Source organism: Rhodococcus sp. 05-2254-6 (genome assembly GCF_002258565.1).
In the GTDB taxonomy this organism is placed as follows: Bacteria; Actinomycetota; Actinomycetes; order Mycobacteriales; family Mycobacteriaceae; genus Rhodococcoides.
Genome location: NZ_NOZF01000105.1, coordinates 44,890 through 58,415 on the forward strand (window position 1 = coordinate 44,890; position 13,526 = coordinate 58,415).

Annotated in this window: 13 protein-coding genes; 8 read left to right on the plus strand and 5 right to left on the minus strand. The window is 65.0% G+C overall.

Annotated features, from left to right (window positions below; genetic code table 11):
• Positions 1-89 precede the first annotated feature (89 nt).
• The 3 genes from CH256_RS12625 to CH256_RS12635 all read left to right on the plus strand — a co-directional run bounded on the left by CH256_RS12625 (position 90) and on the right by CH256_RS12635 (position 3,668).
• Positions 90-1,571: a flavin monoamine oxidase family protein gene (locus CH256_RS12625; RefSeq protein ID WP_218829136.1), complete on the plus strand. Its 1,482-nt coding sequence runs from the start codon at positions 90-92 to the stop codon at positions 1,569-1,571.
• Positions 1,572-1,707: 136 nt separating this feature from the next.
• Positions 1,708-2,247: a hypothetical protein gene (locus CH256_RS12630; RefSeq protein WP_068047790.1), complete on the plus strand. Its 540-nt coding sequence runs from the start codon at positions 1,708-1,710 to the stop codon at positions 2,245-2,247.
• Positions 2,248-2,270: 23 nt separating this feature from the next.
• Positions 2,271-3,668, plus strand: a complete 1,398-nt coding sequence (locus CH256_RS12635; RefSeq protein WP_143536570.1) for a hypothetical protein — start codon at positions 2,271-2,273, stop codon at positions 3,666-3,668.
• Positions 3,669-3,831: 163 nt separating this feature from the next.
• On the opposite strand, the gene CH256_RS12640 is transcribed toward CH256_RS12635, so the two are convergent.
• The 5 genes from CH256_RS12640 to pdxH form a co-directional block, all read right to left on the minus strand.
• Complete coding sequence (locus tag CH256_RS12640) at positions 3,832-5,130, minus strand: citrate synthase (protein WP_094669770.1); 1,299 nt, start codon at positions 5,128-5,130, stop codon at positions 3,832-3,834.
• Positions 5,131-5,200: 70 nt separating this feature from the next.
• Entirely contained in the window at positions 5,201-6,139 is a 939-nt protein-coding gene (locus CH256_RS12645) for a carbohydrate kinase family protein (RefSeq protein WP_094669771.1), read from the minus strand.
• Positions 6,136-7,065: an aldose 1-epimerase family protein gene (locus tag CH256_RS12650; protein ID WP_068047799.1), complete on the minus strand. Its 930-nt coding sequence runs from the start codon at positions 7,063-7,065 to the stop codon at positions 6,136-6,138. The genes CH256_RS12645 and CH256_RS12650 overlap by 4 nt, the downstream gene beginning before the upstream one ends.
• A complete protein-coding gene (locus CH256_RS12655) occupies positions 7,049-8,341 on the minus strand; it encodes an MFS transporter (RefSeq protein ID WP_082898834.1) in 1,293 nt (430 codons plus the stop codon). Before CH256_RS12655 ends, CH256_RS12650 begins: the two co-directional genes overlap by 17 nt.
• Positions 8,338-8,955 (minus strand): pyridoxamine 5'-phosphate oxidase, encoded by a 618-nt coding sequence (gene pdxH / locus CH256_RS12660; protein WP_068047802.1) that lies wholly within the window; start codon positions 8,953-8,955, stop codon positions 8,338-8,340. The genes CH256_RS12655 and pdxH overlap by 4 nt, the downstream gene beginning before the upstream one ends.
• A gap of 135 nt (positions 8,956-9,090) precedes the next feature.
• Between pdxH and CH256_RS12665 the strand changes: the two genes are divergently transcribed.
• The 5 genes from CH256_RS12665 to CH256_RS12685 all read left to right on the plus strand — a co-directional run.
• Complete coding sequence (locus tag CH256_RS12665) at positions 9,091-10,209, plus strand: citrate synthase 2 (RefSeq protein ID WP_094639391.1); 1,119 nt, start codon at positions 9,091-9,093, stop codon at positions 10,207-10,209.
• A 69-nt stretch (positions 10,210-10,278) separates the two neighbouring features.
• Entirely contained in the window at positions 10,279-11,400 is a 1,122-nt protein-coding gene (gene serC, locus CH256_RS12670) for a phosphoserine transaminase (protein WP_068047808.1), read from the plus strand.
• 126 nt (positions 11,401-11,526) lie between these two features.
• The gene (locus tag CH256_RS12675) at positions 11,527-12,198 is read left to right on the plus strand and encodes a rhomboid-like protein (protein ID WP_068047811.1); all 672 of its coding nucleotides are present in this window, start codon (positions 11,527-11,529) and stop codon (positions 12,196-12,198) included.
• Between the two features lie 112 nt (positions 12,199-12,310).
• Complete coding sequence (gene sepH / locus CH256_RS12680) at positions 12,311-13,210, plus strand: septation protein SepH (protein ID WP_094639388.1); 900 nt, start codon at positions 12,311-12,313, stop codon at positions 13,208-13,210.
• An 83-nt stretch (positions 13,211-13,293) separates the two neighbouring features.
• Positions 13,294-13,526, plus strand: a 233-nt coding sequence (locus CH256_RS12685) for a DUF6928 family protein (protein ID WP_441344180.1), incomplete at its 3' end; no start/stop codon positions are given.

A 13,526-nucleotide genomic window follows, 5' to 3' on the forward strand; every position in this document is an offset into this window, starting at 1 on the left:
GTCACCTCCGCCGTGAAAACGTGGTGTGATGTCGCTTGTCGAATCGGAGAAGTGACGGGGCACTTCCATCGTTTCAGAAGGAGACGACGATGGTGCAGGTCAACCGACGGGATGCCTTACGACTCGGCTTGAGCGCAGCGATGCTGGGAGGGTTGACTTCCACGACGGCGTGCTCGAGCAACGAGGCCGAGAGCACCGTCGCCGGTACGAATGAATCGCCTGCACCCCGTCGCGTACTCGTTCTGGGTGCAGGCATGTCGGGTCTGACGGCCGCACTGGCCTTGCACCGGCGCGGTCACGAGGTGACGGTTCTCGAGGCTCAGGACCGAATCGGTGGTCGCCTCATCTCCGTCGAATACGAGAACGGCCAGTTCACCGAGGGCGGTGGAGGGCATTTCCGACTGAACATGCCGTTGGTCACCGGCTACGAGAGCACCCTGAAGCTCCCCATCGTCGCGATGAACGACGGCGCTCCCGAATATCTGATAGATGGCTTGCGCGGCAACAACACTCAGCTCGATCGTCGACCCTGGGATCTACTCGAGTCCGAACGTACCGTCGAACTGAGTTCCATGCTCACCAGCTACTTCGTGCCCCTCGGCGCAGATTTCACCACCGTCATCGACCCGGAGTGGCCCGATGCGGCCGCCGCCGACAAGTTCGACGGATTCACCGTTCGTGAATTGCTCGCCGACGCTGGTGCATCGGACGATTTCGCCAAACTCGTCGCAGCCCAGGCCGGCGGTTTCACACTGGAAGTCAGCGTTCTCGGTTTGCTTCCCGACTTCGCCTACCATTTCGGCGACCGCAACTTGTACCGCGTGCAGGGTGGAAACGAGCGGATACCGCGCGCCCTCGCCGAAAGGCTCCCCCAAGACCGCATCCACATGGGCTCTCGGGTGGTGGTGATCGACCAGAGCGGTTCGGACGTCATGGTGACCACAGCGGACGGTCGCGAATGGACCGGGGACGAGGTCATTTCGACGATCCCCTTCACGGTCCTGAAGGATGTCGACATCCGACCGGCGTTGCCCGATCGAGCCCGTCAGGTGGTCGACGGCATGGTGTGGAGCGACATAGTCAAGGTGTATCTGCAGACCTCGAAACCGACGTGGCTCGATTCCGGTGTGCGAGGTTGGCCCGTGGCAGCTTCCGACCGGCCGTGGGAACGACTCATCGACATCACCGGCAACGAGCCGGGCGGGCGCGGGAACGCGTTCTTCTACCTTTCCGGTGCCAACGCAACTGCCTATCTCGCGCAGCCGAAAGAAACCCGGGCACGAGATCTCGTGAACACCTTCAACGCCGACATGTCCGGAATGATCGAGGACGTCGTGGAAATCGGCGAATTCTCCTGGCCCGATCAACCCTGGATCAAGGCCGCCTTCGGCGATACGCCTCTGGACGGCGGCTGGATGCTGGACGAGATGAAAAAGCCTGTGGACCGGCTGCACTGGGCCGGCGACTTCACCACGTTCAAGTCGGGCTGGGTCGAGGGTGCGATCGAGGCGGGCCTACGCGCCGCACGCCACATCGACCCCATGGCACCGGCCGAACACGAGGTCGTCTGAACGAGACACGAGCCCCCATCCGCGATGACATACCCACTCTTTCTCTCGAACAAGGACTTTCGACGATGAATCGACCACCACTTCCGGCGCGCCACGATGGATCCACGCCGAAGTACGCCGCCTGCGGCGAGAAGTCTTGACCGGAAGCACGCTTCCCGATACCGGTCACAATTCCTGGAGGCGAGGCCGACCGACGTGGGCGGCGTTGGACGCAGAGCCGTTGATCTACGGCACCGTGATCATCATGACCGTCATGGTCGTCGGGGCGGACGATACGGACGTCGATTTCGGTGACGCGACAGGAATGGTCCTCGGGCCGATGGTCGCGACTGCCGTCGCGCACCTGTTCTCGTCGTGGTTGGGGTACGTGAACAGCCACCACCGCATGCCCGACGGTGCCGACAGACGTCATCTGCTCTGGCACTCAGCGCATTTCCTGCTGCTGACGGTGGTGCCGCTCATCATCATCGGGCTCGGACGTGTGAGCGGTCTGTGGTCGGCCTACGGCGCACTCGACACCATTTCCGATCTCGCATTCCTGTTCCTGCTCGTCCTCGGAGCCGCCAGCGGCTGGCATGCGAGCAAGAGAAGATGGCGTGGGGCAATCCTCGGAGGCCTGGTTGCCATCGTCGTCGGTTTGATCGTCACAGTTCTCAAGGTCGTACTCGAGCATTGACAACCGAAGAAGAGGATCCGATCATGGTTCTCCGCTCCGCCACTGCGCCCCGCCGCCGCTGGGCCACAATGGCTTTTGCAGTCGCATTCGTGCTGACGGCGTGTTCATCACCTCAGGAAGGGTTCACCGAGATGGACCCAGGCTCGGGCACACTCGTGGCCTCGTCCGGCTTCGACGTCCGGCGGGACGGCTTCTCCTTCCCCAACTGGGGACCGCCGACAGCGGAGCATGGCCTAGGGCTAACACCGGCCTCGATGCAATCACTGTTCGGGGATGCGGTGTGCACTCCGGGAACCGAGAGCGACCGATGCGTTCTCTCGCCGATGGGACGGGTGACCTCGGAGGTGTTCGAGAACGGAATGAACGGTGGTCACTGCTTCGGAATGGCCGCGGTCGCAGGGTTGGCCTACCGCAACTCGATCGACACCTCGTCCTTCGTCGCCCCGGGAGCAACACTGTTCGATGCACGTCCCTCCCCCGCGACCGATGCCGTGATCGCGCGCTACTTCAACACCCAGGAGGTCGAACCGACGGCCGACTCCGAGATGTCCGCACCTGTGGACGAGGTGATCGATCGACTCACGACCGCGTGGGCCGAAGGGCAGGACCATCTACTCGCGTTCTACACCGAGGACGGAACGTCCGGCCACGCCGTGACACCGATCGCGATACGCGATCTGGGCGACAGCACACGCGGAATTGTCATCTACGACAACAACTATCCCGGCGTCGAGAAGATGATCGTCACCGATACGGCCGCCGATACGTGGTACTACACCACCTCGGCAGACCCCGCCGACGACAGCTACCTGTTCTCCGGTACCCCGGACAATCAGCTGAAGTTGTTTCCGCTGGCCGAGATGACCGGCGTTCATCAGTGCCCCTCCTGCACGGAGGTCGGTGCGCAGGACCAGGACTACCTGGTGCTGGTCACCGACAACACCAACGATCCGGTCGATCTGACCGATGTCGAATGGAGCTTGTCGGTGTCCGACAGTGACCGGGTGCGACGGTCCGCGTTCATCAACAACGACAACACAGCGTTGCTGGAGGCCTCGATCGACACACCGATGCGGCTGACGCTCTCCGACGTCGCGGACAACGAGCGCGATGCCTCGATCGACATCTCCATCCTGTCCGACGGTTGGGTGGTTCGATCGACCTCCCTTCGCCTGCCTGCGGGCGCGTCGATCGTCGCCGAGATCAGCCCTACCGAGCGATCGATGACGCTCACGACCGACACCCCCACCACGAGTGATTACACCGCCGCCACCGAGGATGCTCGGGGATCGCGGTCTGCATTCGTCAGCACCATCGACCTACCCGTCGGCGGCGGGCTCGTGGTCGGCCCGACGGATACCGATACGTTGCGCCTCACCGACGGTGCAGGACAGGTGCTGCGCGAGGTCACGATGACCTAGCAGCCACGATGCTGCGAACTCGAAGTTGTGGAGTCCATGACGTCGAGTTCGCAGTTTTGCAGACGAAAACGGTCATTTCACCTACGTAACTGCGAACTCGGCGCAGACACAACAACGCCGCCGGCTCCCCAAGGGAGTCGGCGGCGTTGTCGTGCAGCGAGATCTAGCGGGAGCTGACGTCCTGGTAGTCGCGCTCGGTGTAGCCGGTGTAGATCTGGCGCGGACGGCCGATCTTGCCGGTCGTGTCCTCGTTCTGCTCGCGCCAGTGCGCGATCCAGCCCGGGAGACGGCCCATCGCGAACAACACCGTGAACATGCGCGGCGGGAAGCCCATCGCGCGGTAGATCAGGCCGGTGTAGAAGTCGACGTTGGGGTAGAGCTTGCGCTCGACGAAGTAGTCGTCGGTCAGGGCGGTCTCCTCGAGCTTGAGAGCGATCTCGAGCAGTTCGTCGCCGTTGCCGAGCTTGCCGAGGATCGTGTGCGCAGTTTCCTTGACCAGCGTCGCGCGCGGATCGAAGTTCTTGTACACGCGGTGCCCGAACCCCATGAGCTTGACGCCGTCTTCCTTGTTCTTTACTCGACGCAGGAAGTCGGTGGCGTCGCCGCCCTCGGCCTTGATCTTGTCCAGCATCTCGAGCACGGCCTGGTTGGCTCCGCCGTGCAGCGGGCCCCAGAGCGCGTTGATGCCGCCGGAGATCGAGGTGAACAGGTTGGCCTGCGAGGATCCGACGAGACGCACCGTCGAGGTGGAGCAGTTCTGCTCGTGGTCGGCATGCAGGATGAGCAGCATGTCGAGTGCCTTGACGATCTCGGGATCCACCTCGTACGGCTCGGCCGGGAAGCCGAACGTCAGACGCAGGAAGTTCTCGACCAGGCTCTTCGAGTTGTCCGGGTACAGGAACGGCTGACCGACGGACTTCTTGTAGGCGTACGCCGCGATGGTCGGCAACTTGGCCAGCAGACGGATGGTCGACAGCTCGACCTGCTCCGGGTCGTTGGGGTCGAGCGAGTCCTGGTAGTACGCCGACAGCGCGTTGACGGCACTCGACAGCACCGGCATCGGGTGAGCGTTGCGCGGGAACCCGTCGAAGAACCGCTTGAGGTCCTCGTGCAGCAGAGTGTGCCGACGGATCTTGTCGGTGAACTTCTCGAGCTGAGCCTCGGACGGCAGCTCCCCGTAGATCAGCAGGTAGCTGACCTCGATGAACGAAGACTTGCCCGCAAGCTGTTCGATCGGGTATCCGCGGTAGCGCAGGATGCCTGCGTCACCGTCGATGTAGGTGATGGCCGACTTGGTCGACGCGGTGTTGACGAACCCGCCGTCCAACGTCGTGTAGCCGGTGGTGGCCAGCAACTTTCCCAGCTCGATGCCGTTGTTGCCTTCGGAGGCCTCGGCAATCGACATGGAGTATTCGCCACCGGGATAGGTGAGGGTGGCTTTGGCATCATTCTCAGCGGGCACGAATGGTCCCTCTCGAACTCGTGTAACGGACACGTACTTGAAGCGGACAGTTCTAACGTCGATAGTGAAACTAGTCTCTCGACGCCTCGGACGCCCACGGAGGGTCGGCACCGGGTCGAGAAACCGTGATTGCCGCCGCTTTCGCGGCGAAATCGAGCGCTTCCCGCCAATCTTGCTTGCTCATCTCTTTCACCGCGTTCGATGTGATAATGCTCTCCTTCTGCAGAAAGCTCAGCAGAGCTCCGTGCACGGTGTCACCAGCGCCGATCGTGTCCACGACGTCGACCGCGACACCAGGGACCGTGATTTCCTCGGATGCGGTGAAGACCGAGATGCCGTCGCCACCGCGGGTCATGACCACCGCGGTGACCCCTGCCGCGAGCCAGTCGTCGACGGTGGTCCCCTGCGTACCGAGGCCCAACCAGAACGAGTCGTCCTCGGACACCTTGAGAATGTCGATGCTGGGCAGCCACGAACGAAAGCGGTCGCGAAACCCGTCGGCGGTGATGTCTCCGCTGGTGCTGTCGATGGCAGCGGGCCGGATGTTCGGGTCGAGCATCGTGAGCTTGCCCGCCGCCCTGGCCCGGTGCAGCAGGCCCGCGTACATCGACGCGCCGGGCTCGTACAGCAGCGACAGTGTGCCGAACGAGAGCACGCTGATCTCGTCGGGCAGATCGCCGGGATCGGCGACGAGGCGGTCGGCTGTGCCGTCGGCGTAGAACGAGTACTCGGCACTGCCGTCCTCGGCGAGCGTGGTCATCGCCAACGTCGTCGGTTCGTCGCCGCGCTGCACCCACGTGGTGTCCACTCCCGCGTCGCGCAGGCTCGCCAGGATCTGCTCACCGAACGGGTCGCGGGAGATCCGCGAGAGATACGCAACGGGTGAACCCAGTCGACCGATCGCGACGGCGACATTGAACGGTCCACCGCCGAGTTTGGGCGAGAGCAGCGGGCCCTCGTGCACCGGAACCAGGTCGACCAACGCCTCGCCGCACACCAGAATGGTCACTTCTCGTACCTCATTCCCCAGGTGCCCGACCAGGATTGCCCCGGATCCAGCACGATCAGATCGATCTCGGAATTCAACGCATCGGGTGGGCAGGTCATCGGCTCGATCGCCAGCGCCCGCCCTCGATCGGGATAGGCCTGATCGTTGGCGGGATCGGCGGTGAAGACCTGCACCCAACCGAAGCTGCTGTCGGTCCACAGCACCGTCGCGGTGCCGTCGGGGCCCCGAAGAACATGGCTCGCTCGGCCGTCGGCCTCGGGGAGCGACGCGCTGTACGGGGTGTCGAGCTGCACGCCCTGCAGCGTCCGCGGCTGCCGGAAGTCGTACTCGGTATCGGCAGTCGGCACCGAATTGCCCACGGGCAGATTGCGCACCGAGTCGAGCGGCAGCCGCGTGCCGGCCGAGAGCTCGAGCGTGCACTCGTCGAGCGGCACGTCTCCCACCCTGACGAACGTGTGAAAACCCATCCCGTACGGCGCCGGTGAATCACCGGTGTTCTTCGCCGACGCGGTGACGGTGAGACCGTCCGCCGACAGCTCGTGCGCCACGGTCACCGTCACCGAGAACGGCCAGCCCTGATGTGTCCCGACGTCCACGCTCTGCTCGACGCGAGAGTCGCTGTGCTCGTTCAGGGTCCATTCCACCCGCCGGACGAAACCGTGACTGGCGTTGTTGCGCGAAGGCTCGCTGATCTCCATCCGATGCTCGACGCCTTCGAACGTGAACGTGCCGTCGGCCGTTCGATTGGGCCACGGGGCCAACACGAGTCCCGCCGACAGCGGCGGCTTCGAACCCGCCTCCCAGGTCTCGGTGAGCGGTGCGCCGTCGTATTCGAGCACCCGCAGACCCGCTCCGACGGCAGCGATGTCTGCCCGATACTTACCGCTCGTCAACGAGTAGGTCTGTGCGTCAGCCATGAGTGCCATTCTTTACCACCGCACCCACTCGGTACCGGATGAATGCCGGAAGAGCCAACGCGGCGATCGAGACACCGATGACGACCAGCACGCCGCCGCCCGCCGCGGCGGCCGCCGTCCCCACCGACGCCGCTGCGGCCCCGTGCAGGACGTCGCCGACGCGCGGACCTCCGGCAACCACGACGATGAAGACACCCTGTAGCCGGCCACGCATCTCGTCGGTGGCGACCTGCTGCAGCATCGTGCTGCGGAAGGCCGCCGAGATCATGTCGGCTCCGCCGCCGAGGGCCAGGAACGCCAACGCGAACCACAGGGCGACGGTGGTGGCCCCGTCGGTGGCCGCGCCGACGGCCAGACCGAAGCCGATCATCGCCACGCCCCACACGACGATGCAGATCAGCACCGCCAGGCCCTGCCTGCGCACTCGTGGCAGCCAGCCGGAGAACACTCCACCCACCACCGCGCCCGCGGACATCGCTGCGAACAGCATGCCCAGCACCGGACCGCCCGACGCCGGGTCGCCGAAGCTCTCGTGTGCGATCTGCGGAAAGAGCGCGCGGGGCATACCGAACACCATCGCGATGATGTCGACGACGAACGAGGCCAGCAGCACCTTCTGCGTCGCGAGGTAGGCGAAACCGTCGAACACCGAGCGCAACCCGGCGCGCTGACCCGACTTCGCCGGTGGAATTCCCGGCAGCCGGATCACTGCCCACAGTGTGGCGAACAGTGCGATGGTGTCGATCAGGTAGAGGGTCTCGAGCCCGATGTAGTAGATGAGGATGCCTGCGCTGAGCGGTCCGGCGATAGCGCCGAAGTTCATCACCGTCATGTTCAGTGAATTCGCGGCGGGCAGCTGCTCGGCGGGCAGGATTCGCGGGAGGATCGCGCTGCGCGTCGGTTGATTCACCGCGAAGAAGGCCTGCTGAACGGCCAACAGCACCAAGATGATCCACACGTTGTTCAGGTCGAGGAACGCCTGCAACCAGAACAGGGCGGAGGTACCGATCAGACCGCAGGTGGTGATCATCAACAGCGTGCGGCGGTCCATCACATCGGCCAGCGCCCCGCCCCACAGACCGAACACGATCAGCGGCACCAGCGCGAAGACACCAGTGAGACCCACGTACGCCGAACTCAGCGTGATCTGGAAAACCTGTTGTGGCACAGCGACGATGGACAGCTGCGCCCCGATGACGGTGACGATGTTCGCCAACCACAGCCGCTTGTAGGCGGGGGTCTTCAGCGGAGTCGTATCGGCAAGAATGCCGCGCAATCCGCTCACGGCTGCAGACGCTCGATCACACCGCTTGCCACCGTCAGGCGAATTCGGTTGTGCATGCGGCTCGTTCGGCCCTGCCAGAATTCGACCGTCTCAGGTTCGACGCGAAAACCGCCCCAGTTCGGCGGAACCGGCACCTCGATGCCGTCGAACGTCGCGGTGACCTCGGCCAGTCGCGCAGCCAGATCCTCCCGCGAGCCGATGGGCCGCGACTGCTCGGACGCCCATGCCCCCAGCTGGGAGCCGCGGGGCCGAGTGCGCCAATAGGTTTCGGTCGTCTCGGCGTCGACCCTCGCCACCGGGCCGCGCACGGTGAGCTGGCGGGCAATTCCGATCCACGGGAACGTGATCGACGCATACGGCGTCACGGTGAGTGCACGGCCCTTGTCGGAGTCGTAGTTGGTGTAGAACACCACACCGTCCGCGTCGAAGTCCTTGCACAACACGGTGCGGGTGGCGGGTCTACCCGCCTCGTCGACCGTCCCCAACACGATGGCGTTGGGCTCGGGCAGATTCGCGGCTATCGCGTCGGACAACCACTGCTGCGCCAGCGCACACCACCCGTCCGCCAGAGCATCGACGTCGAGGTCCTCGGGCTCTCCGTAGTCCACCCGCATGTTCGCCAGGCGCTGTTCTTCTGCAGACACAAGCCCAGACGCTACTCCCGCGTAGATCCCGGCTATGGTTCTGACGAAGTACGCCCGGATGCGGCGCTAAGCCGGGTGCAGTTGCGACGAGGGAGTCCACAGGCCATGGCTGTTCAACGAGTTCCCGAGGATTTCGTCTCCGGCCTCGAAGGTGTCGTCGCGTTCACCTCCGACATCGCCGAGCCCGACAAGGACGGTGGCGCACTGCGGTATCGCGGCGTCGACATCGAGGAACTCGTCGCGCAGAACGTGACCTTCGGTGATGTCTGGGCACTGCTCGTCGACGGCGAGTTCGGTCGAGGACTTCCACCGGCCGAACCGTTCCCCCTGCCGATCCACACCGGCGACGTCCGCGTCGACGTCCAAGCCGGCCTGGCGATGCTCGCGCCCATCTGGGGCTACCAGCCGCTGCTCGACATCGACGACTCCACCGCCCGCGACAACCTCGCCCGCGCCTCGGTGATGGCTCTGTCCTACGTCGCTCAGTCCGCTCGCGGCATCTACCAGCCTGCTGTACCGCAGAGCCGCATCGATCAGGCAGCCACCGTGACCGAACGCTTCATGGTCCGGTGGAAGGGCGAACCGGATCCCGCCCACGTCGCTGCCATCGACGCGTACTGGGTCTCGGCCGCCGAGCACGGGATGAACGCCTCGACGTTCACCGCACGTGTCATCGCCTCCACCGGAGCCGACGTCGCCGCCTGCCTCTCGGGTGCCATCGGTGCAATGTCCGGTCCCCTGCACGGCGGCGCGCCCGCTCGCGTCCTGCCGATGATCGAGGAGGTCGAGAGAACCGGTGACGCACGCGCTCTCATCACCGGCATCCTGGACCGCAAAGAGAAGCTCATGGGCTTCGGGCACCGCGTCTACCGCGCCGAGGACCCCCGCGCCCGCGTGCTGCGCGCCACCGCCAAGAGACTGAACGCACCCCGCTACGAAGTCGCCGCCGCGCTCGAGCAGGCAGCGTTGACCGAACTGCGTGAGCGCCGCCCCGACCGCGCCATCGAAACCAACGTCGAGTTCTGGGCCGCGGTGATCCTCGATTTCGCCGAGGTACCCGCACACATGATGCCCGCCATGTTCACCTGTGGCCGTACCGCGGGCTGGTGCGCGCACATCCTCGAGCAGAAGCGCCTGGGCAAGCTCGTCCGACCGGCTGCCCTCTACACCGGCCCCGAACCCCGCAGCCCCGAGTCCGTCGACGGCTGGGACCTGATCCGGTAGTCGACGGTGTCATGACACCCGACTAGCCTGTGGATGCCATATTCCATCGACGCTAGGACGCGCTACTCCATGGCCGATTTGCCGATCATTCCCGCCGATCTCCTGCCCGCCGACGGACGCTTCGGTTGCGGCCCGTCCAAGGTTCGCCCCGAGCAGCTGCAGTCCCTGGTCGACGTCGGCGCTTCCGTATTCGGCACCAGCCACCGTCAGAAGCCCGTCAAGGACGTCGTCGGACGCGTGCGCAGTGGCCTGAAGGATCTGTTCTCGCTGCCCGAGGGCTACGAGGTCGTCCTCGGCAACGGTGGCACCACCGCGTTCTGGGACGCTGCTGCCTTCGGCCTCATTCGCGAGAAGTCGCTGCACCTGACCAACGGCGAGTTCAGCTCGAAGTTCGCGTCGGTGGCCAAGAACAACCCGTTCATCGGTGATCCCATCGTCGTCAAGGCCGAGCCGGGCAGCGCGCCCGAGCCCACCTCCGACCCGTCCGTCGACCTCATCGGTTGGGCGCACAACGAGACCTCGACGGGCGTGGCCATCCCGGTCAGCCGTCCGGCCGGCTCCGAGAACGCCCTCATCGCGATCGACGCCACCTCCGGTGCCGGCGGTCTGCCGGTGAACGTCGCCGACTCGGACGTCTACTACTTCGCGCCGCAGAAGTGCTTCGCCGCCGACGGTGGCCTGTGGGTGGCGCTGATGAGCCCGGCCGCACTCGAGCGCGTCAGCGAGATCGCTGCCACGGATCGATGGGTCCCGGACTTCCTGTCGCTGCCGATCGCCGTCGACAACAGCAGCAAGAACCAGACGTACAACACCCCGGCCGTGGCGACACTGCTGATGTTCGCGGACCAGATCGAGTGGCTCAACGCGCAGGGTGGCCTCGATTGGGCCACCAAGCGCACCGCCGATTCGTCCTCACGTCTGTACGACTGGGCCGAGAAGAGCGAATTCGCGACGCCGTTCGTGACGAACCCGGATCACCGCAGCCAGGTCGTCGGCACCATCGACTTCGACGAGAACGTCGACGCAGCCCAGGTTGCGAAGATCCTGCGCGCAAACGGCGTCGTCGACACCGAGCCGTACCGCAAGCTCGGCCGCAACCAGCTGCGCGTCGGCATGTTCCCGGCCATCGAGCCGGACGACATCACCGCACTGACCAAGAGCATCGACTGGGTCGTGTCGACTCTGAGCTGATCAGCAGGGCAGGAGTGGAGCCTGCGGAACTACCATTCCCAGCAAGCTCACAGCTACGGCGCTCCCTTCGCGGCCTACACTTGCTATCAAGTAAGCAAGCGTAACGACCTCGGAGGGAGCGCTCGTATGTACCGGCTCCTGACATTCGCGCTGCGCATTCGCGTGACCCTGCTGTACATCGCTCTCGCGGTGGCGGGCACCGTCGCACTGGGCCGGATCGGCCCGCACGATCGCTGGCACGTGCTGCACGCGGCGAGCACCAATCTGCACAATCTGGGCGACGGCCACCTCGCCACCCTCGTCACGAGCGTCTTTCTCACCGAAGGACGGGTGAACTGGTTGTGGTTGGCCGCGGTTGCACTGCTGTTCGCCGTCGCCGAATGGATCTCCGGTTGGCGACGCTTCCTCGTCACCTTCAGCGCGGGACACATCGGTGCGACGGTACTGGTGGCCGTCGGCCTGCTCATCGGCATTCACATTGACTGGCTCGCGGACTCACTGGCGATGGCCGTCGACGTCGGTGTCAGTTACGCAGCAGCAGCGGTAGCGGGGTCGATGATCAGGTACCTGCCGATGCCGTGGTGTGCGGGCTGGGCCGCACTGTGGATCGGCGTCGTCACGATCAGTGGGGTATCGGACCCGACCTTCACTTCCGTCGGGCACGCGATTGCCCTGAGCATCGGCTTCGGCCTGGGCGCACTGTACCGCCGCGTCGATGCATCGACGTTGTCCCACAGGACAATTGACGCAACATCGACCGAATGGGTGCAACCGAGCCCACAGCTGTCTACCCTCTGATAGGGAAACGATGGTCGGCAGAAGCGATGCGTGTCGGACACCCGCCGAATACGGCAGGTGAACTAGGCTCGAATTCGACGGTATCGCGAGCCGGCGCGATGAGGAGGTCAAGGTGCGAGACTTACGTGTGGTGGGTCTCGAGGCCGACGGAAAGTTCGTCGTGTGCGCAGATCCCAAGACCGGCGACAGATTCCGGCTTCCAGCCGACGACAAGCTCCGCGCGGCCTCACGCGGCGACATCGCTCGACTAGGACAGATTGAGATCGAAATGGACAGCTTGCTTCGGCCCAAGGAAATTCAGGCCCGTATCCGCAGCGGAGCGACCATCGAACAGGTTGCCGCCGACTCCGGAATGGCCATCAGTCGCGTCGAGGTGTTCGCTCACCCGGTGTTGCTCGAACGCTCGCAGGCCGCGTCGATGGCTCAGGCCGGTCATCCGCTGCGCCACGACGGCCCGGCCGTGCAGACCCTGCTCGAGATCGTCACCCTCGCTTTCCGCGCTCGCGGCCACAATCTCGACGACGCGGCGTGGGACGCCTGGCGCGACGAGGACAACAAGTGGGTCGCGCAGCTCAAGTGGCAGGCGGGCCGCACCACCAACAAGGCGCACTGGCAGTTCCTTCCCGACGGCCACGGCGGCACCATCAGCCCGCTCGACGACACTGCTCACGAGCTGATCGATCCGGACTTCGGACGCCAACTGCGCGGTCTGGCACCGGTGCGCGCACTGACGTCCGCCGAGGACTCCGACGACGAGACCTCGCAGCAGAGCTTCGACGAGTACTACGGCACCACCGCCGACAGCGAGATCGACGCCGAGACCATCGAGGTCGAGGTGGACGATGCGCCCTCTCCCGAGCCCGAACAGCCGCGCGAGACCGTGACCAGGGAGCCCAGGCCCGCACCCAAGCCTGCAGCCGGTCACACCAGCGGCAAGGACAAGCGCGGCAAGCCGGCCATGCCGTCGTGGGAGGACGTCCTGCTCGGCGTTCGCAGCAGCGGTCACAACTGAGTTCTGCTGTGACCGATGTGCCGCGCGGTGACGAACCGCCGACGCTCACACCGTAGGCTTCCCAGGAAGTAACGGAGAGAGAGGTGCCGGTAGTGGGGGCCAAAGCATCAACCATCTGGTACGTGGACGCACCGGATCCGATTTCTGTACTCCGAGAGGCCACCACCTCGGATTGGAACGCTGCGACCGCACTCGTCGGACGTCTGTACCCCCACCTGACGGCAGTGCCCCTCGGACAGGGCCCGATATCGACCTCGGCAGGCGTGGACGACGATCACGTCTTCATCGGTTGCTACCCCGGCGTCACCGTGGCGAG